Annotated in this window: 15 protein-coding genes; 4 read left to right on the top strand and 11 right to left on the bottom strand. The window is 31.7% G+C overall.

What is annotated here, in order from left to right:
* Positions 1-48: 48 nt before the first annotated feature.
* From DFR66_RS12465 to DFR66_RS12475, 3 genes are read left to right on the top strand one after another with little or no spacing between them, the layout of a single operon-like run.
* Positions 49-3141, top strand: a complete 3093-nt coding sequence (locus DFR66_RS12465; protein WP_114755168.1) for a glycosyltransferase family protein — start codon at positions 49-51, stop codon at positions 3139-3141.
* Complete coding sequence (locus DFR66_RS12470) at positions 3138-4373, top strand: hypothetical protein (RefSeq protein ID WP_114755169.1); 1236 nt, start codon at positions 3138-3140, stop codon at positions 4371-4373. The genes DFR66_RS12465 and DFR66_RS12470 overlap by 4 nt, the downstream gene beginning before the upstream one ends.
* Positions 4360-5913: a glycoside hydrolase family 2 TIM barrel-domain containing protein gene (locus DFR66_RS12475; protein ID WP_114755170.1), complete on the top strand. Its 1554-nt coding sequence runs from the start codon at positions 4360-4362 to the stop codon at positions 5911-5913. Before DFR66_RS12470 ends, DFR66_RS12475 begins: the two co-directional genes overlap by 14 nt.
* Here DFR66_RS12475 and DFR66_RS12480 read toward each other — a convergent pair.
* A complete protein-coding gene (locus DFR66_RS12480) occupies positions 5903-7099 on the bottom strand; it encodes a glycosyltransferase (protein ID WP_114755192.1) in 1197 nt (398 codons plus the stop codon). The genes DFR66_RS12475 and DFR66_RS12480 overlap by 11 nt on opposite strands.
* A gap of 75 nt (positions 7100-7174) precedes the next feature.
* The gene (locus DFR66_RS12485; RefSeq protein ID WP_114755171.1) at positions 7175-8455 is read right to left on the bottom strand and encodes an oligosaccharide flippase family protein; all 1281 of its coding nucleotides are present in this window, start codon (positions 8453-8455) and stop codon (positions 7175-7177) included.
* 347 nt (positions 8456-8802) lie between these two features.
* Here DFR66_RS12485 and DFR66_RS12490 point away from each other — a divergent pair, with 347 nt between their 5' ends.
* Positions 8803-10863, top strand: coding sequence for a tetratricopeptide repeat protein (locus DFR66_RS12490; protein WP_114755172.1), 2061 nt, complete (start codon positions 8803-8805; stop codon positions 10861-10863).
* 418 nt (positions 10864-11281) lie between these two features.
* Here the strand turns inward: DFR66_RS12490 and DFR66_RS12495 are convergent, their stop codons facing one another.
* The 9 genes from DFR66_RS12495 to DFR66_RS12535 form a co-directional block, all read right to left on the bottom strand.
* The gene (locus DFR66_RS12495; RefSeq protein WP_114755173.1) at positions 11282-14062 is read right to left on the bottom strand and encodes a T9SS type A sorting domain-containing protein; all 2781 of its coding nucleotides are present in this window, start codon (positions 14060-14062) and stop codon (positions 11282-11284) included.
* A gap of 114 nt (positions 14063-14176) precedes the next feature.
* Positions 14177-14887 (bottom strand): LytR/AlgR family response regulator transcription factor, encoded by a 711-nt coding sequence (locus DFR66_RS12500; protein WP_114755174.1) that lies wholly within the window; start codon positions 14885-14887, stop codon positions 14177-14179.
* Positions 14888-14901: 14 nt separating this feature from the next.
* On the bottom strand, positions 14902-15219 hold the full coding sequence (locus DFR66_RS12505; protein WP_114755175.1) for an Hpt domain-containing protein: 318 nt from the start codon (positions 15217-15219) through the stop codon (positions 14902-14904).
* Positions 15219-16499 carry a GAF domain-containing sensor histidine kinase gene (locus DFR66_RS12510; protein ID WP_242008679.1) on the bottom strand — a complete coding sequence of 427 codons (1281 nt, stop codon included), beginning with the start codon at positions 16497-16499 and terminating at the stop codon, positions 15219-15221. Before DFR66_RS12510 ends, DFR66_RS12505 begins: the two co-directional genes overlap by 1 nt.
* A 20-nt stretch (positions 16500-16519) precedes the next feature.
* On the bottom strand, positions 16520-17545 hold the full coding sequence (locus DFR66_RS12515) for a sensor histidine kinase (RefSeq protein WP_114755176.1): 1026 nt from the start codon (positions 17543-17545) through the stop codon (positions 16520-16522).
* A complete protein-coding gene (locus DFR66_RS12520; protein ID WP_114755177.1) occupies positions 17545-18678 on the bottom strand; it encodes an FIST signal transduction protein in 1134 nt (377 codons plus the stop codon). Before DFR66_RS12520 ends, DFR66_RS12515 begins: the two co-directional genes overlap by 1 nt.
* Positions 18675-20984, bottom strand: coding sequence for a PAS domain S-box protein (locus tag DFR66_RS12525; RefSeq protein ID WP_114755178.1), 2310 nt, complete (start codon positions 20982-20984; stop codon positions 18675-18677). The genes DFR66_RS12520 and DFR66_RS12525 overlap by 4 nt, the downstream gene beginning before the upstream one ends.
* A 3-nt stretch (positions 20985-20987) precedes the next feature.
* Positions 20988-21530 (bottom strand): heme NO-binding domain-containing protein, encoded by a 543-nt coding sequence (locus DFR66_RS12530; RefSeq protein WP_114755179.1) that lies wholly within the window; start codon positions 21528-21530, stop codon positions 20988-20990.
* A gap of 10 nt (positions 21531-21540) precedes the next feature.
* Positions 21541-21954, bottom strand: a complete 414-nt coding sequence (locus DFR66_RS12535; protein ID WP_114755180.1) for a response regulator — start codon at positions 21952-21954, stop codon at positions 21541-21543.
* Positions 21955-21959: the final 5 nt, after the last annotated feature.

Below are 21959 nucleotides of genomic sequence, written 5' to 3' on the forward strand. Positions count from 1 at the left end.
AATTAACAGTTTTATTAATACATTTACAAAAAAATCATTTTTAAACAATTGTCAAAGGAAAAATCAAATAAATACTTAATAGTTGCTCTGTTAATTGGGGTCGTTTTTCACGCTAGTGCAATATTTTTTACACTAGAAAGCACATACGATGCATTAATCCATATGTTTTTTGCCAATCATTATGCAACGAGTTGGTTTGAACCATGGAATTATAGCTGGTATACTGGCTTTACCGTTATGGGCTACCCACCCTTAGTTCATCAAGCCATTGGGTTATTATCCTTACTGGGCGGGTTGAAATTTGGCTTGTTTACAGTTGCTATAATAGGAATTATTTTATTTATTACTGGGGTGTACCGCTACACTTTAATGATTACCGGTAATCGAACGGTGGCTGGTTACGCAGCGATAGTTGCTGTATTTTCATCTTCATTTGTTGAGACATTACATATTTTTGGTCAACTGCCCAGCATAATTGGGGTTTCTGTTTTGATGCATTGCATGCCCGAAATTTATCTTTGGATAAAAAATGGACATATCAAAAATCTTGTGAAATCTTTTTCACTACTCGCTTTAACCATTTGCTCTCATCATGTTACGCCAATTTTTGGGATGGTGTTTTTTATTTTCCCATTGATAGGCACTGTCGTTATGGATGTTTCAAGAGAAAAAGTATCTTCCTACAAAGAAGTGAGATTTAAACTTTTCTTGCAAACCTTATTTGAATTACTCAAACGAATTATTGTTTTTGGCGCGGGATCGCTCTTTTTAATTGTGTTTTGTATTTTTCCTTATTGGGTCAACTCTAAGGCAAATCCCATAACACAGGTTCCTATTCCACACGGAAGTCGTGACAATTTTCTTGAAGTGACCTCCTCAGGACTCATGTTTTTTGTAATCCCTTGGGGTATCCTTTTTTTTATTTTGCCCTACATTTTATATCGTTATTACAGCAAAAGATACATTTGTTTTGGATTATCCATTTCACTTTTAATTGTATTGGGAACTGGGGGAACCACTCCTATTCCGCTAAAGGTTTTGGGCGAAAATGCTTTTAACATCTTAACATTGGACCGTTTTACACTCTGGGCTTCTATAATGAGTTTGCCCATGTTTGGTGAATTTGTGTATCGCTTAATTGAAGGTGATTTAAAAACAGCCATCCAAAATCGTTTTGGCAATGTGTATCATCGTATTCTAGGTGCAGCTTTTGCAGGTACTTTTTTGTTTTTTGCTGGTTTCACGATTACCTTAGGTTATTTTAGGCCTTTTCAACCTCAAAAAATCAATACGTTACCATTAGTAAACTTTTTAAACCAAGATCAGCACGATCAATGGCGCTATTTGCCACTTGGCTTTGGCGATCAAATGGCAACGTTGTCGTCACAAACTAATGCAAAAACAGTAGATGGAAACTACCATTCCGCACGCCGGCTACCTGAATTAACCTCACGTGCCGTTGAACGACTAGAGAATTCGAAGTTTAGAGGAATGGAAGGCATTGGTTCCTTGCAACAATTCTTGACCGTTCCTGAAAAATACAACCTGAAATATGTTTTTTCGAATGATAAATTTTATGATCCGATACTTTATTTTTGTGGTTGGCACAGACTTTCTCAACTAGAGAATGGTATCATGGTCTGGGAAAAATTAAACATTTCGCCACTTCCCAAAGTGCTCCCAAAAGACGAAGTTCCTACCTACCTCAAACTAATGTGGGGTATCATACCCATATTAACAATCATTATTGCTTTTGTAATCAATGTGCAAAGCATCTTTTTTCGAGCATTAAAATTAAAAGACGAGACTAAACCCGATTTCTTCAAATTTGAAGTGCCCTATACTAAGTTTCCGTTTAAGATTATCGCTGTTTTGCACCTATGGATCCTGCTGCTTTTAGGTGTAATAAGCTATGGTATCTATGATTTTTATATAAACAACGCAACGCAAGTAAGTCCAAAAAACGTTGTTAAGGCTTATTATGATGCCTTAGACTTTAAATATTACGAAAAAGCACATTCCTTTATTGACCCTAATAGCAAATTATCTATTTCGCAGTTCATGCTTGAAACCTCAGTTGCTGATGGGATTTTAAATTCGTATGCTAAACTCGATGCTATAACCATAGATATCATCAAAAGTTCTGCCAATAGGAGTACACTGGTAGCCAAAACTAAATGGATTACTCCACTAGAAATAATCAAAAAAGACTACTATCACGAGGTGATTAAAAGAGCAGGGAAATGGTATATTTTGCCGCAAAGCGTGCCTTTAGACATACCTCCTGACCAATTTGTATCTAGTAATTTAACAGAGTACTTCAAACAAGGACGCCGAAAAATATCAACCCAAACTACCTATCACGAAGATGTTTTGAAACAACCAGAGCTCGAAATCCTTTCGGCAAAACTCATTCAATACAACAAAGAATTCATGATTATTGGCGAAATACAAAACCTAGACAACAGCCCTGCTGACGTTGTTCTAAAGTCCAGCCTTTACAATAAATACGACCGCGTCTTGGCTACATTTAATGCTAAAAATGTCATCAAGCATAAGATATTACCCAAAGAAACAACTAGTTTCAAAGTGAATTTTGAAGAAATTTCATGGTTAAAAAAAGAAGTAAAAAAACCAACAACCTTTAATCCTAATGAATACACTCCAAAAGACATAAGTGAAACACCCACTAATTTTGACATACAATCCGCTGGAAACGTTGCCATCACCGACTTTTACAATCAAGTAGCTCTATCTGATCTGATTATTGAAAACAACCATCTAAAAGGTACTTTGTTCAATTATGGCATTCAAGAAGTTACGGTTCCTGAACTCTTAATATCTTATTATACAGCTGATAAAGAACTATTATATGTAGATCATCATTTTGTAAGAGAGGGAGTAAGAGTGCAACGCAAGCAGTATTTTGATTACAAATTACTTGATTTATCAAATTGTCGCATTATTATTTCTTCTTTAGAAAATTGCTTTGTCAATGGCTTACCTAATGAGTCACTAGCCCGCACCATTGTTCCAAAGCGCAATAAAAAGGCAGAAAAAGAACTGCTACAAAAGGTAAACGGAAAAGGATTTAGCTTCATTAAAATTGAATTAAATAATTATATTGGTAATCCAAAATGATAAAGAGACTCCGCCTAATTATAGTTTCCATTATTTGCTTCTTATTATTTGTCTTTGCAGCCACCAAAACAAATAATCTCGAAGCCAATATTTCATTGGTTACAACTCAAAAAAAATTTATAGCAGGCAAACCAATAGCGTTACAATTCAAGAGCAACTCAACACTCGCAACTGCTCGATTATTTATTATTCATTCCTACGGGAAAACTATTTTGCAAGGAAAAAATCAAGAAGGGAAATTAACTTTTAAAATCCCTCCTATTTACAGTTTAAAGACTGGGCAAGTATCTTGGTATCTGATTCAAAATGAAAAAGTAACTGACACCGGGAATTTTGAAGTTTTGCCTAACAATACTACTCCAACCTTACTGGAAAACTATCTAGGACCAAACACCATTCTTACCGGAAAAGAACATTACACCATGATGGTTGCTATTCCTACGGATAGTTATGACAATCCAAAAGCAGATAACACCACCGTTTTTATAAAAGACCAATTTTTAGAAAATATTACCGTAAGTACACAAAAGACAGCCTCGTTCATTGCTTGGAAAAACATATATTCTAGAACCAAATCTGGGAAAATGTTAGTCTCTACGCAATGTGAAAATACCAGTTCAAAAGAGTTTGAAACTGAGCTCAATCCATCTATTGCTACTGATTTTACAGTAGGATTTTCTAGAAACCACGAATTTGCTGATGGAAATCAAATTACAAAACTAGAAACTTCAAAGATCAAAGATCAATTTGGAAATTTAGTGGGTGATGGTACACTTGTAATTTTTCAGGTTATAACCAAAAACAATATGTTGCTTAAAACCTTTGCAGCTACAATCAACGGAGTTGCCATTGCACAGCTCCTGCACCCGGACCATGCCGAAACCTATAACGTAAAAGCCTATATCACCGGAATAGCAGAGAGCAACCTTATACAAATAACTTATAAACCGCTACTAAGTAACTTTACCTATCAATTTTCTGAAAAAAATCGAAAAATAACTGTGGGTCCTTTGAAAAGTTTTATGAAACAAATTGTACCGGACGGAATCAAAACAGAACTAAAAATATTTCATAACGGGAAACTACTGGAAACAAAAAATGTTGAAACCAATAAAGGATATGCTACCTTCAATTTACTAGCTGCTTTTTACAAAAAGCCAACCTACCAATTTGAAATCACTACCTTAGGGATTACTAAAAAAACTGAAACTAAAAATTATGAAGCTAATTAACAATCGCAATCTGTACAAAGCAGCTTTTTTTACCTGCTTTATATTGATCAGTATTTTTACCGTTTCTGGAATGGCAAAAATTTTGGACTTTTTGAATACCGGCGCAGACAGGGGGGGTATGCTACGCCTAGCTACCGAAAGTGAGGATATTTATCTTCCCAAAGTTAATTGGACTAAATTAGAAAATCCCGCGCGTAAAATGGAAAAAAACACGTTGGGAAAACTAGAACGAGATTATTTGTTTTCTTGGTATGTAAAAAATACAGCTTTACAAAACAATGATTACAAAGGTATTGATGATTATTACACACTTAACACCCGCCAAAATTTATACCGAACTATTAAACACAACAAATCACAAAATATTGCTATCGAAAATACAACACTTAAACATTTTCCTGAATTAGAATTTTATAGTGAAGATGGGCAATTAGTTGTTTTTACTGATAAAAATGTGATTGAATATCAAAAAGTATATCAAAACAAACAATTGGTTACTACTATTCAAGACACGACCACCTACAAAGTAATGATGCTGCTAGAAGATGGCTTCTGGCGCGTGCGTCATTTTCAAAAAATGGAGGCAGCAGCTTTTGCTAAAGATACAGTGCGTGCCAAACCAATGTATACCATAAAAAACAATGTGATATTAAAAAATGGCACCCCTTTTACCATTAAAGGTATTAATTATTACCCTAAAAATTCAGCTTGGGACACCTTTGGCGATTTGTTTAATAAAGATACTATTGCTAGAGATTTTGACATTATCAAAAAGGCCAATTTAAATTCCATACGCATTTTTATTCAATACGATGATTTTGGCAAAGCCAAAGTACTGGCTGAGAAACTTGAAAAATTAAAAATCCTACTCGACCTAGCTCAATCTAAAAAATTAGAAGTCATTGTAACATTATTTGATTTTTACAGTGACTATTCCTTAGACAGCTGGACCTTAACGCATCGACATGCGGAGCAAATAGTAAACACCTTTAAAGATCATAAAGCGATTATAGCGTGGGATTTAAAGAATGAACCTAATTTAGATTTTGAAAACAGAGGCAAAGAAAATGTTTTGAGTTGGCTAGATCATATAGCAACTGTAATCAAAGAGAATGATCCCAATCACCTGATTACCATTGGGTGGTCTAACTCTGTAGAAGCTACCCATCTCGCCAAGCAGATGGATTTTATTTCCTACCACTTTTATAATGACAATACCCATTTAGAATACGAAACCAATACCTTGATGAAAAGCACCAATAAGCCAGTTGTTATCTCTGAATTTGGAGTGCCATCCTATGGAGGTATGTGGAATTTTTGGGAAGGAAGTGTAACCAAACAGGCTGCTTACCATAAAAAAATGCAAGCCATTTTCAAAAAGAATGACTTTGCATTTATGTCGTGGACCTTATATGATTTCCCTCAAGTACCGGATCAGGTCGCCGGTAAATGGCCATGGCAGAAGTTAAGACAAAAAAGATTTGGATTTATAGATATACATGGAAATAAAAAACCTGCTTTTCTATACATTAATCATTAGCCCATCTTAACACTTTGTCGTAATTGACTTGTTTGAAATTTCCAATATACATTTGAACAATTTTATCCATCGAAAGTTCGCAAGCCGCTTCATAGTTATTCATAGCTAACTTCCTTCTGTAGTTGTCATCGTTTAAAATCGAACTTATAGCATTTGCTAAAGACTCTTTGCTCTCAGGGTCAAAAAACTCACCTTTATAACCTTCTTCTTTAACCAAAATACTTAAATCACCTAAATCAGGCATGACAACAGCCTTGCCATAACTACCCGCCTGATGTAAAACACCAGAGCTTCCTGTAGTTGAAGTGTATGGAAACACAACCATCGTACTGTTATTAAAAATAGTTGCCACTTCATTTTCTTCTACATAACCTGTAAAAGTAATCCCAGGAACATTAGCATATTTTTCTTTGACCCCTTGTAAATATCCCGGAGTATTTGGACTATCAGTTCCAGCGATGATAATTTCGATAGATTCATTACTATTTTTGCGAATAAGTTCAATAGCATCAATTAAAATTTCAACTTTTTTATACGTTCCAAATTTCCCAAAAGCCATCACTTTCTTTGGCCCTTCAGGCAAATCAAAACAAGGGTTTTTCGGGATTTCAAAAGTTCCATGAGGGATTAAAACCACATTATTTGTTTTGTACTTTTCATTCAAAACCGTTACGTATTTACTAATGGTAACAGCAACAATATCAGCTTTAAGAATACAACTAGTCAGACTAGTTCCTATAAAATTATAAATTTTTTGGGCAATTTTACTATCTGTAAAACCTGCGCTTTTAAGGTCCACCTGTTCTAAAATATTATGTAATAGCACTACCGTATTGCAACCCAATAATCGCAAAATCATTGGTATTAATAATCCTAAAGCAGCAGGAACTTTTTTGTCTCCAAATTTTACAAACTGCAAATTGAACAAAACAGCATCTGGCTTTTCTTTTAAGATAGTTTTACAAATAGTAAAAATAGAAGTGTAACTGTTAAACTCCCAACATTCTTTGACTAAAACTTTGTTACTGTTTTCAAAGTCCAATTGTTTGGGTTCTTTTGTTTTATCAGTAATCAAAATCAATTCTGCAATTTCATCCTTTTGCACGAAATTTTTAACTAAATGATACCCATACTCATTTAAAGTTACTTTACTAGGTGGAAATGATGTTACTACAGCTACTCTCATAGGTTTTTCTTGTTTTGTGCTGCAAATATCTTTATTCATATAAATTATTTATTAAAGTTTTCGACGAATGGTTGATTAGGTTAGACGAACGTGCTTTTTATTATGATAAAAGAAAAACGTCAATTGAAAAAAGAGTAATGCTACCATAGCAATAATCTGCATTTCTACGACTCGTTGCAAAGAGTCATGAAATAAAACAATTAGTACGATTTGAGTGAGTCCAATTAATCCTGAGACTACAACTGGAATGTATTGGTTAATAGATAAAAAATAATACGCAAAAATATTTGCTATCGCAAAAACAGAAGTAGCTAAAGCATATTTCCATAATAAGTATGCAATCGACAGATATGCTTTCCCAAACATTAAATGGACAACGGTTTCAGGAAAAACAAACGTTACTAATACTATAAAAGAGGATAAAACTGTGATGTAGGCCACATATTTCATTAGTATAGGCTTAGTTTCCTGACCATCTTTTTTCAATTGAATCACTTTAGGAAGCAGTAACATAACAAACATCCAAGCAACAAAATACACTACTCTGCCAATTAAAGCTAATGATGCATACAAACCCGCTTGCTCACTATCAAAATAATGTTTTACTAAAATTATATCACTATTATTGATTATAATTTGTGTGAACTCATAAAATGCAGTTAGCAAAAAAAAGGTAATTATTGCTTTTTTATCTAATAAAGTGTCTTGTCCTTCCTGCACATTGGTAAATTTTAAAGACAGTCCAATATTTTTTTGAAAGGGAAACAAACCAAAAACAAAGGATAATAATATTCCAAATGCTACAATTATGGACGGAGGAACGGCAGGTAATAATAAAACAGCCGAAATGGTGAGTACTAGTCTGCTCGCCATTTCTGTTTGATAAGTAAGCGCTAATTTTTTCATTAGATTCTTCCCTTGATATAAGCCGCGATTGATACTCATCATAAAGTAAAATGGTATTCCAATACCAAAGATCATAAACATTGAAGCAGTTTTTGTGTGAAAAAGTTCTTGAAATTCCTGATAAAAAAGTACAATAGCCATACCTATTGCTATACCTGATAAAAGAGCATATTTTGTAATCATATTTGTAAATAAAACAAGCTTTTCTTCGCTGAATAAAACCGCATATTTTGCAGATACAATCTGAAAAGTCATTCCTACAAACGACAAAATCAATAAAAATGTAATTAAAATTGCAGCATCTGAAAACGCAGCAGGCCCTAATATGCGACCCAGCAATAAGTTATACAGATAATTACCACCATTTACTAAAAGTATGGTAACCATAAATAACTGCTCAGGACTTAATTTTGTTGGAATAGAAGGAATCGTATAGGATGCTATTTTCATTGGTTAAGTTTAAAGCAAAATACAAAAAATAATACAGTAAAATATCGTAATAACCACAAGAGCGAAATAATTCTTTTACTTTCTGGTTTTTCTCTTCCTAAAATGTAAAATAACGCATCACTCAAAAAAGCTTTTTATGCAAATTCAAAAAAATATGATTCAAAAAGGCTCGCGTTATATGTTATTTTCATTGCTGCATTTTTTGAATTTACATATCGTATCTGGAACAAATATCAACTGCATAACCATGAAACTATATAATTCTTCGACGAATAGTCTTTTTCAGTAGGTGAAATATCATAGCTTTATACCTAACTTGCATCAATATAAATCAATACTACAATCGGATGAAATTATTAAACCAAACTATCTTTTTTCTACTAATCATATTCTGTAATATTGGAAATGCACAAGATATGAGCAAAGGTTTCAGTAATCTGGAAAAGGGTGAATTTGATAAAGCAGAAGTGTTTTTTAAAAATATTTTGAAAGATTACCCCAATAATAAAACGGCACGCTTGTGTTATGCAAGAGCAATTGGCCTAAATAATCAAGCCGAAAAAGCATTAGACCTTTTTACAGCATTAAAAAGTGAATATCCTGGCGATTTAGAAATTGAACTAAATTATGCAGAATCGTTACTTTGGAACAAAAAATTTGATAAAGCTAAAGTGTTTTACAGCGGACTTGTAGAGAGAAACCCTGATAATTTTGTTGGCCATCTTGGTTATGCGAATACCTTGTCTAATTTAAAAGAATTCAAAGAAGCACTTGATCAAGTTAATAAGGCACTAGAACTGTCTCCTGGTAATCCTGGCCCATTGGTTTCAAGAAAATACATAAAGCTAGGATTTGCAAATCAAAAAGTTAATGAAAAAAAATACACTGAAGCCGAAGCTTTTTATAATGAAATTTTAATTGATTTCCCTGGAGACAAAGAAACCTTACTCAACAAGGCAAATTTATATCTTATTACAAAAAATATTGTAAGTGGAAAAGAAACCTATAATTTAATTGCCACTAACGACCCAATTATTGCTTTAAATGGATTGTCCTTAATTGAGCATATTGATGGAAAAGACAAAAAAGCTTTAGCTATTTCAGAAGAGGCAGTTCAAAAAATCAATAGTATTACTGATGAAAACCTAATTAAACAAACCCACGAACGATATGTACAAGCTTTGATTTGGAATAAAAAATATAAACTAGCAGAACTAAAAATAACCGATTTAAATACTAAATATGCTAATGAAAATTGGTTATTAGCACTATCTGCAACGTTAGCCATTTATCGCAGTGATTTCAAAGAAAGTATCAGCTACTACTCCACTATTTTAGGAAATGATTCAAAATCCTTTGATGGAAATCTAGGAATTGCAAATGCTTATTATGCTTCAGGAGAAGTGAAAAATTCGCTATCAGCTGTTGCAAAAACGTTAGAAATTTTTAAAAACCAAAATGACGCAGAGAATTTTTTTAAAAAAATCAAAGAGGAATTTACTCCTTATCTGGAAGAAAAATTAAGTTATTCTTTTGACAATGGTAACAACACGGCTATGTCCACTCGTACACTCATTTCGATTCCTTTATCAACAAAAGTAACGATTAATACAACCTATCAATATAGAGAAACAGAAAACACCGTTTCAAATGTAAGTGCTAAAACAAATGATATTTTATTGGGTTTCGATTATAAATTTCATCCAAAAATTAGCTATACGTTAGATGCGGGAGTAACTTCTGCTAATTCTAATACGATAAATTACAATCAATTATTGATTAATACCTATTTCAAAGCAAAACCTTTCAAATTACAAGATTTAGAAATTGGATATAAAAGAGAAGTGCAGAATTTTAACTCAGATTTGATTGACAAACAAATTGCTACTAATAATTACTATTTGAATTATAATATGGGTACTAATTTTAATTTTGGATGGTTTACACAATACTTCTACACATCTCAAACAGATAATAATACCCGAAACCTTTTGTTTACGTCTTTTTATTATAACTTCATGTCGAATCCTGTTTTAAAAGGCGGACTAAATTACCAATATATTGCTTTTAAAAATCAAGTTCCAACTGATTATTTTAGTCCGAAAAAATTTAATGCTGTCGAGTTGTTCTTAGAAATACTTAAAGATGAAAAAATAGTCGAAGCTAAGTCTTGGTTTTACAACGCCAATGTTGCAACGGGTTTTCAATTTATAGAAGATAATTCTAAACAATGGACATACAGAGTTCAAGCAAAATTCGGTTATAAATTCTCTGATCGTTTATTAGCGAATATTTACGGAACCCGAAGTAATATTGCATCGACCACAGCGGCTGGTTTTACTTTTAATGAAATAGGATTACGATTAAAATGGAATTTATTTGATAAACCAATTTTCGTATTGAAATAACTTCCCTACTAAACTAAGTTAAACCAATGAGAGATTGTCTAAGGCAATCTCTTTTTTATGTGCTACACTTAAATTATAAGTAAGATTTAGAAGCACACAAAATATATTAGTTAAATAGAGTGTATGCGAGTTCTACTGTTTTATCTATATCTTTAATGTAGATGACTGTAAAAAAGTCAACCTAATTATCCTCAAGTAACTAATTGAATTCATTTAAATATTTACTCGACTAACACGATTGACTCTCTATGATTGCAATACAGTCACACTAGAGTCTTTATTACATTTGACCCTGCAAATTGCTTACCTACAGTACAAACAGTTTCAAAAATGGCTAAACTAACCCATCATTTTTGATTACATTAAAACATAAAAAAAGCGACCCAAATAGATCGCTTTTCATTGCTTTGTGGTATTCTTAATTAATCATAAACTTGGTTTGGAATTGTTCTTTTTCTTTAGTTGTAACAACAAAGAGGTAAAGGCCTTTGCTTAAATTGTCTACAGCTATTTGTATTTCATTATTTGAAGGTATCGTTTTATATTCTTTTGTTATCATCACTCTTCCCATCATATCTACAACTTCCACGGTTGCACTTTCTGTTATTTTAGGGATAACTAATGTAGTCGAAAGTTGGCATGGGTTAGGATAAGAATATAAACTCTTAATAAATCCATTCGTAAAGTTATTCGTACTCAAAGTATTAGCGTTTTTAAAGGAAAGACTGGATACATTAAGCTCAAATGGTTGAAACGTATTGTAATTCCCTTGAACTGAGAAAACAACTCCCTTAATTTTTTCGTTAGTATATCTGTGCCCTTTTGGATTCGTAAACATGTCGAAAAGTATTTTAATATCTGAAACAGTTGAATTTACATTCAGCTGAAAACGTAATCTATCATTCCAATCTGTAGTTTTATCCGTTACTAGGACTACCTCAACAGGCAATGAATTTTGGATTGCAAAATTTAGGGATAAGTAATTACTTGCATCAAATACTAATTCTCCAGGAAGGATGTTTCTAAACAAATTCATTGTTCCATAAACGCTTCCGGTTACCGCGGCATCACGTTCAATATTGTATTGATCATTGGTACTAGCACTAGTTGCAATGTTGTTAATTTTAAAAGTTGCTATTGTGGTTTGGAGTTCTGAATAATCTAAACCCCAAGGACCATCAGCTAAATATAAAGCATCGACTTGTTTAGAAGTATCTCCAATTATTGAGAAACCAATATCAAATAAATTTCCAACGGGTAAAACAACATTTTGTTCGTATGCTGCCGTTAGTCCTATATTTTGAGAAACTAGCTCTGCTGTTGCTACTTCAGTTGCTTTTTTATTTCCTTGAAAAGATAAAGCGTAAGCATTTGATTTATTAATTATTGTCAAATTTAACTGCCCATCTTTATAACTGCCTTTTTTAACAAAGACATTAGGGATTCTATTATCTACTTTTTCAGAAATTAATGTTTTTTGTTGTCTGATTTTAGAAATAATTGTTTTTGCAATACTACAAATCTGAGCTGTTGAAGATCCCCAAACCTGAAAATTAAGATAATCACCTGAAGGATATTGTTCTATATTCCAATAGCTGTGAAGCTTATTTTCAGTTTCCAATTGTTGTACTGAAAAATTCAAAGCATATTCAATTAATCCATTGGCTCTTTTTAATTCAACTAAAATGATTTCATCCCCGTTCAAATTAATCGTAACTATATTCTCTAACGAAGAATCATTCAATCGATCACAAATGGCTTTAGAATGACTGTAAACCGAATTTTTAGTATCAGTAGCTAAAACTGCTCCCACTCGCTTGTCGCCTTGGTAATAATCTATGGAATATACTTGTTTCGCATTTGTAATTCCAATTAAGTCTGTTGGACTAGAAACAAAAGTAGTTTCAGTACCTAACATTCCTGTATTTGGGATTATAGCAGAAAAATCAATACTAAAACTACTTGTTTTGGAGAGAATAGAATTGGAAATGTACTTTTTTTGAGATTCTTTTTTATTGGCATAACTATTTGTTTTACTTCTTTTGAAATTTCTTTTAGCAATAAGTGTAGCTAAATCTCCATTACTTTCTAGTCCACCATCATTTGCAGAGGAAACCGTTGTTACAGCATTTTCATCTGTAGGCATGATAACTATTTCAGCCGTTGATGTATCGTTACTAGTTATATTCATTGAAGCTCTTTTGGTTGTAGCAACAACATCATAAGTTCCAGGAAGTAGTTCTGGATATAAAACGGTAAGACTCCAATTTGTATTATTAATATAAATTTCGCTGGTATAAATGATTCCATTTACAGTAACTGTTAAGCTGTCATCTCCTAACATGCTCCCTCCCCATGTACCCGAAATAGTTGGAGTGGTATCCGTGGTTGTTAATGTATTTACAGTAGGTGTCAAAATTTCTCCTGCAGCTATATTATCTAATGTCCCGTTGATAACAATCCCTAACTGTACCCAAGTCTTGTCTAATACTCCTGGTTCTTTATCATTTACCCCTGCAACATCGCCATTAGAAGTTTGACTTGTTGAGGTAAAACCGTACAAAGCAATTGTTGAATTTCCCGTAATTGTTAAACCAAAGTTATTCAAAACATAAGCTTTCAAACTTTCTTCTGTAAATCCAAATTCTATCCAACTGTCTATTCCACTATTTCCACCGTCAATATCTGTTCCGGCACTATAAGTCGAAATATCAGCATTGCGAGTGTCCAAGATGAGTTCATTATTTCTTGTACCGTTTAACCAGGCAGTTTGTGAAGGAGAAATTCCTGTTTTAGTTTGATCTCGTTTATGAAAAGAAACGTAAGGTGTTTGGCTTTTCATATTTGCTTCAATAAAAATATCCGCAATCAAATCCCCGGAAACGTCCAAGCCTAAATAAAACGAAGTAGATGCATTACTTTGTCCCATTCTTACTCTAAAAAAGTAAGTTTCGTCTGTTATCCCGTCAATAAAGTTTATTGTTGCTTTTTGGGTTTCAACCATAGCGTTACTTGCATTCCCTACAAAATCAGTATCAGCTACTGACTGTTGATCGTCATTTGGATCAAACTTATCGCCCTTCATCAATGCTATCCAAGTTCCTGCAGCTTTTCCCACTGTAGTTTTACCTTGTGAGAAACCTAAGTGATAAGATAACATCAAAAAAAGCAAAGAAACTAAAAAGTATTTCTTGTTCATAATTGTAGTTTTTTATTATGAATCAAAGATAATTAACTAAGTAAAGAATTATTGAAATATTAGATTAGCCAACATTTACTATAGTTGAAATACGTTTTTGTATGGTCGAATAGCTTATAATAAATTCAATCGTTTCATCAATTCAGGACGATTGGCACGACTTACCGGAATAACATCTTTAGCAATTAAGACGCTATTGTCCTCAATATCAATAATTTTTTTGGTATTAATAATGAACGAACGATGCACTTTTAGAAATAAATCTTTAGGTAATTTATCTTCTATTTTCTTTAAAGTAGAATGCACAACGTAATTTTTGGTATCGGTTTTAATATGAATATAATCGCCTTTAGCTTCAACTACAGATACCGAATTAAATTCAATTTTTATTAGTCTTCTATCGATATTGATATAAAATTCGTTAGCATTATCTTCTGTAACCGCTTTAACTTCTTTTATAGACGAAGGAGAAAATTGTGACGCATTTGCTTTTATTATTGCCTTTTGAAAACGTTCTTCTGTAATTGGTTTCACTAAGTAATCTACAATACATTCGTATTCAAAAGCTTCAATTGCAAAGTTTTTATCAGATGTTACCAAAATAATTTTTGGCGGATTTTTTATAGTTTGAATAAAATCGAAACCGGTAAATTCAGGCATGTGAATGTCTAAAAATATCAAATCAACTTCATTTTGATTTAGATATTTTATGGCTTGCATGGCATTAGAAAATTCTTGAGCCATTTTTAATTCTTTGTGATTAGAAATCATTTGAGCAATTATTGCTCTTGCCATTTCTTCATCGTCAATAACAATGCAGTTCATATGCAAAAAAAGGTTTACAAAGTAGCTACAAAATCTTGCATTCGTTTTAAAATAGCTTCAAAATCAGATTGCAAATTAGTAGAATTTTCTTTTAAATTATCTTCATATTCTTCTGCAATATAATAACTTTTTTCAAGACCAAGAATAGAAATTTTATGTTTCAGTTTGTGCACACTTTCTGCAGCAAGTTTGAAATTTTTATTACTAATATAATTTTGATACAATTCTATTTCTTCTGGCAACTCTCTTTTTAAAATTGTAATTATTCTTGTTTTGAATTCTTCATTATCGCCAGAGAGCTGATTGATGTATTCTGAATTAGGCTGTTCCATTAGTTTTTTGGTATTGTAAAATAAAATGTTGAACCACTATTCACCTCGCTTTCGACCCAAATTTTCCCTCCTTTAGATTCAATAATTCGTTTTGCTATAGACAATCCTAAACCAGCCGAATTAAAGTTATTGTGTAGTTTCATAAACGAGTCAAAAATTTTGTCGGTATATTCTTTTTTTATTCCTATTCCGTTATCTTTAATTTTAATTGTGTAAAACTCTTCGTTTTCAGTACAATCAATTTCAATTAATGGAGAATCACTTTCATTATAATCGATAGCATTTTGAACTAGATTTTGAAAAACTTGCGTCATACGTTGTTTGTTCCCATGTACATTGGGTAATGCATCTGAAACAATGATTTTAAAATTTGTAGGGATTTCTATCTTTTTTAAACAATCGTTTACAACATCATTTAAATTAAAATTTGTTGAAACAGTGTCTCTTTTATCAATGGAAGAGTAATCTAAAATGGCAATAATAAGATGATCCATTTTTTCTAGATTTTGCAACATCAAATCAAATGACCCCAATGTTTGATCATCAAATTTGTCTAGATTATCTTCTTTTATCCAGTTAATTAGTGCGTTTATGTTTCGTAATGGAGCTTTTAAATCGTGAGAAACCGCATGAGCATAGTCGCTCAATTCTTTGTTTTGCTTTTCTAGATTTTGTAATAATATTTCTTTTTTGTCTTCTTGTTCTTTTATTCGCTCTTCGTGTTCTTTACGTTGCCTAACATTTACAAGCATGTTAGCAAAAACAAAAAGAATATTTTTTTCGTTTTCTGAGTAATTAAACAATTTTTTCACCGAGTCAAAACCAACAAAACCAATAAGTTCTCCGGCTTTAATCATTGGGATTGCTATTAAACTTTGAATTCCTTGAGGTTCTAGAATTGCTTTTAGCCCAAATTCACCATCATCTGGCAACTTATTTACATCTTGAATGTAAAAAGCTTCATTTTTTCTATGTGCCTCTAGCCATTGAGGAATGTATTCTGTTGGGATATTTTGTAAATTTTGTATTTCAGGCTCAATTCCTGAAGCACACCATTCATGAGTGTTGCTTGAAGTATTATCTATTAAATTATAAGAAAAAATATAGCTTCTGTCTGCCTCAACAAATTCACCCATTTTTTGCAAAGAATTATTAATCAATCCATCAATATCATGTAAATCTGCATTGATATATTCTGTAGATATGCTAATTAATAATTGTTGCAATCGCAATTGTTGATTTATAATTTGATCCTTATCCATTTGATTAGAATGACTCATAATTAGTATTTTTGAAAATGTTACTTTGGTAATGTAAAATAAAAAGTTGAACCCATATTTTCTTGACTTTCCACCCAAATTTCTCCTTTGTAATAGTGTACAATTTTCTTAACTATAGACAATCCAATACCCGATGATTGATTGTTGCTTTCTAGTTTAGTAAACACTTTAAAAATTCGTTCAAAATACTTAGGATTAATCCCGATACCATTATCTTTTATATAAAATAAATGGTGGTCATTTTTATCTTCATATCCTACTTCAATTATTCCATTATCTTTATCAGAATAGTTTATGGCATTTTGAATTAAATTTTGAAACACTTGCTTAAAACGCGAAGTATTCCCAAATACTTTTGGTAAATTTTCTTGAATTTTAATGGTCATCGTATTAGGCACAAATAATGTCCTTACCGTTTCATCACATAAAACATTAAAGTCGATTAATCTATCTTCTGATTCTATTTTGTCAATCGTTGAATATTCTAAAATTCCTTTAATTAAAACATCCATTTTTTCAACATTATACAAAACAGAGTTTAGAGAAGTTAAACAATGGTCACCCATTTGATCTTTATTATCTTCGATAACCCAGTTTACTAAAGTGTAAATATTACGTAACGGTGCTTTTAAATCGTGTGAAACAACATGAGCATATTCGTTTAATTCTCTGTTTTGCTCTTCTAAACTTTTCAATAATTGTTCTCGCTGTTTATTGATGGTAATTATTTCTAAAGCTTGTTTTTTTACAAAATCTGATGTATTAAAATTAGTTTCAGTTGCCACTTTTGAAACGTCTAAATTCATTGAATTTAAAACATCTTCTAAGTTTTTATTAATTTCTTTTAAATCTTGGGCTTCTTCACGTAGTTTTTGATTTGCTTCAAAAAGTTCGTCCGAACTAATTCTCATAGCTCTTTGTGACATAGCGAGTTGATCATCAAAATTGTTGTAAGAATCGTTTACAGCAACAAGAAAATCTTTAATATCTTTAAGTTGTTCTGGTTTTAGAAATTTATTAATTTGCCTTTTTATGAGTGAATTCATTATTCGCTTATTAATGTTAAAGTCATAGTTTGATTGTGTAACTCACAACTAGATTTTCCTGAATAAGGTGCTAATTCTCCATAAGAGTAAAAGCCGGTTATTGTTACTTCATTACCAATAACATTTTTAACTTCTTCAATTTCTTCTTCTACTCGCTGATTCATGACTAATTTTCTTCCTACACAACTTACAAGCAAAGCTAATTCTGGTTTTTTTATACGATTTGCATTTGCTAATTTTGCAGCATTGAATGCGCCTTGAGACAATCCATCAACTGAAGTCATCATGAGTTGTACTTTTGAATTTACTGGAACATCACCTGCAAGAGTCATTGAGTTTTCTTCTTCATTAATACCTAAAATGGTTCTAACAACTGCATGCTCTTTATCATGTTCGGTAACATTTAAAGGATATAAAAGTGATGCTTGAGGAAGTTGATTTGCTTTTTCGCCTAAATATTTTTTATACAACTCAAGTGCTGGTAATCCATCTATTTCATACAAAACATTTGCATTAGATTTTGTAATTAACCTTTCTGGACCAAAAGTAATCCAACCACCAAAACTCGCAACCGATATTTCTAAACTTTCTCCATAAAAACCTATTAAAACAACCTCACCTTGCTTTGGATTTTCTTTGTATGAAGCAAGAGTTTTTTCAAATTTTGCATCGTCACCACAAAGTCCTCCAGATATTAATGTTTTATCGTGTATACCTCTTTCAATACCTTTAATTAAAGAACTACCATTTACAAAAGTTCCTTCTGAAATAACAAATAAATGTTTTAATCCATCTTTTGCCATAGTATTATAAAGGCTTTCACCCAATAATTGTGCGTTTTTATTAAAATCTAAAATATTAGCTGTTTTTACTTTAAAAGATGATTTTTCAAATTCGATTGCTGTTACAACTATAGACTCATCTAGAACCATAGAATCTACAATCTCTCCAGATGTTGAGCCAAAAACTATATGCTCATAAGGAAATTCAGCTCTAACTTCCTTTATAAATTTTTCGTTTTCTAACAACATTCTGTTTCCAAAAACCAAAACCAACGGATTGACTAATTGGACTTTGGACTTTGTATATTTCCAGCTTTGATTTTCTTTTTTAAATGCTTGTACTATTCTCATTTTACTTTTTTAGGTAATTTAACAAAAAACGTAGTTCCCACATTAAGTTCACTTTCTATCCAAATATCTCCATTGTAATTTGTAATAATTCTTTTTACTATAGACAATCCTATTCCTGTAGATTTATCGTGTTTTGTAAACGATTGGAAAATTTTAAATATTTTTTCTTGATTTTCTTTTGCAATTCCCGGCCCATTATCTTTTATGGAAAATATGAAATAGTTTTTTTCTTCAATAAAATCGACCTCTACTAAACCATTTGGCTTGTCGATGTAGGTTACTGCATTTCCAATTAAATTTTGAAATAATTGTTGAATTCTATATTTATCTGCAATAATTGTTGGCAGTTTAGAAAGTATAGTTACCGCAATATTGTCTGGTATATGAATGATGTTTATTATGTTATTTATAATTTCATTTAAATCAATGTTCTCATTTGTAAGTTCAATAGTATCGATTTTAGAATAGGTTAAAATACCATGAATTAAATGATCCATTTTTTCAACTTTGTTTTGAATCATTTTAAGGTATTCAACAGATTGCGCACTAAATTCCCCAATATTATCTTCTTTAATCCATGAAATTAAAGAGTGAATACTTCGCAAGGGCGATTTTAAATCGTGTGAAACAATTTGTGCATATTCATTTAATTGTTCGTTTTGTTTTTCAAGTCGAACAAGTAATTGTTCTTTTTGTAATTCAAGGGATTTTTGTTGCGTAATATCGAGGTGAACACCTATGGAACCAACAATCTCGCCTTGAACATTAAAATTTGGCGCGCCACTTATCAACCAAAATTTTGTTTGACCATCTTTAGTTTTAGCAGTAACCTCATAAGAATCTGAAAGGCCTGAACTTCGCATTTCATTTTTAGTCTGAATTACTTTTTTGTCGCTTATATTTGACAGCAAATTAGACGCTTTTGATCCTACTAAGTCCAGTAAAGTATAACCACTCATGTCACAGAAAGATTGATTCGCTAAAACTATAACATCTTCATTGTCAACTTCCAGCAATCCCATATTCATGTTAGCAATAATGTTGCTGTATTTTTCTTTTTCGGACTTTATTCTTTCGTAGTAATTTTTTTCTAAACTTATATCCTCTTCAATGGCAAAGTACTTTAATATTTCGCCATTCTTATCTTTTATGGGCTGACCTTGAATGCGAATCCAATACTTTTCTCCGGATTTTGAGTAATTTAATATTTCACAATTAAAAGATTCACCGGCTTTTATCTGATCTCTTAAATACTTGACTGTATCTGGGTTTGATTCTTCGCCTTGTAAAAAGGAACCTGGTGATTTACCAACTACTTCATCTATTTTAAATCCTGTAATCTTTTCAAAACTATTATTTACCCATTCTATTTTACCATACTTATCAGATATAATTACAGCATTAATGTTAACATCAGCAATTGAAGATAGAATTTGTAATCGTTCTTCCTTTAGTTTTTCGTTTGAAATATCATCAATCATGGCAAAATACTGATTAGTAATGCCGTTTGCATCTTTTATGGGTTGACCTTTTGTGCGTGACCAAAACTTTCTTCCAGATTTTGTTTTATGTAAAATTTCAACATCAAATGGTTCGTTTTTTCCAAATGCAGCAACCATTCTCTTGATTTCATCTACACTTGACTCAGGCAATCTTCCTATTTCAACAGGTGTTTTACCGTATATTTCTTCTTTAGAATAACCCGTTAAATTTACATAAGCATCATTACACCAATATATTACTCCATCAGGATCTGTAAAAACTACTCCGTTATTATTAGCACTTGCTACTAAAGAAAGTTTATTAAGTTCTTCTTTATCTTTTTTCAGTAGTTTTCTCTGATTATTTAGGGTATGTAGTAGTTCTTTTAGTTCTTCGTTATGTATTTCTTGGTTTTTTAAAACATGTAATAAATCTAATAACGGATCATGAAATGCAAAATCATTGAGTATAAGTTTTTTATCTACTACATCTTGAATAGAACTAAACCAAGGTGTCCCTACAAAAAGATAATCATCATGAAATGAATTGATTTGACCTCTTAAAGAAATAGAAGTGTCAATTTTTGAATTAAAAATCACCAATTGATTGAAGGTTTGGCTGATATTTTGAATGTTTAATGTATCAAAGTGAGGTCTTTGAAATTCAAATAAATCAACAAAACTGCTACCCGTAAATTCTTTAGGCAGCAGTTTAGCTAGTGATTTTCCTATACTTTTTATTTTTAATTCCTCATCAATTAAAATGTAAAAAGGAAAAATTGTATTAAATTCATCTACATTAAAATTGAATTGAAAATTGCTCATCTTTTACCAACTTACTTTAAAAATTTCGTGTGAATCTCCATCATCGCGCGTTTGTAACAATTCGATTTCTACAGGAGTGTTGAACATTTTTCCCAATCCTTTAATTAAACCACGTACAAAATCTTGCAATCCCTCTCTTTTAGAAAAGTAATGTAAATTAAGACTTTTTTCTGACACTTCACTAACTTTAAATTCTGGCGGTGTAAGTTTTGGATAAATAAGCATTACTCGATTATGAAATAAAGGTAAGTTTACTAAAAACTCTTTTAAAGTAGAGCCTCCAGATTCCATTAAACCTCCATATTTTTCTTTTGTAGTTTTCATTACCCACCACTCACCAAAAGCTACTAACACATCGCTCACGCTCATTTTCATTTCTTCGGAAACTGCTCCTGCTAACTTATAAGTAATGTCATCATCATACGCTTCGCTACTGATAAAGAAATCTTCTTCTATACCACTTCGTTCTCTAATGTCTTCCCATTTTTGTTCTCCAAAGTTTGTAATTACTAAATCTTGAATAGCCTTATTTACAATTCCGTACATAATGTGAGTTTTATTGTGAAATTAGTTCGTTTATGCTCCAATAATCAAGTAGTTTTTTAATACGCTCCATGTAATCGTCGTATTTTAAAGGTTTCAATAAATAACCTGCAATCCCTATTTTATAACACTCTAATAAATCTTTATGATTGCTAGAAGTTGTTAACATAATAGAAGGTATGAATTTTAATGTATCGTCATTTTTAAGAATTCTCAAAAACTCCAAACCATTAAGCTTAGGCATATTTAAGTCCAGCAAAATAATATCAGGTATAACCTCTTTAACTCTAAGAATTTCAAGGGCTTCTTCACCATTATTAGCTTCTATAATTTTGTGATTCAAATTAAGAGTTTTAACAACCCTATTGAACTTCATCACCTCAATAGCATCATCTTCTATTAAAAGAATGTTTAATGATTTTATCATTTTAT

The organism is Flavobacterium glaciei, from assembly GCF_003350545.1.
GTDB lineage: Bacteria > Bacteroidota > Bacteroidia > Flavobacteriales > Flavobacteriaceae > Flavobacterium > Flavobacterium glaciei.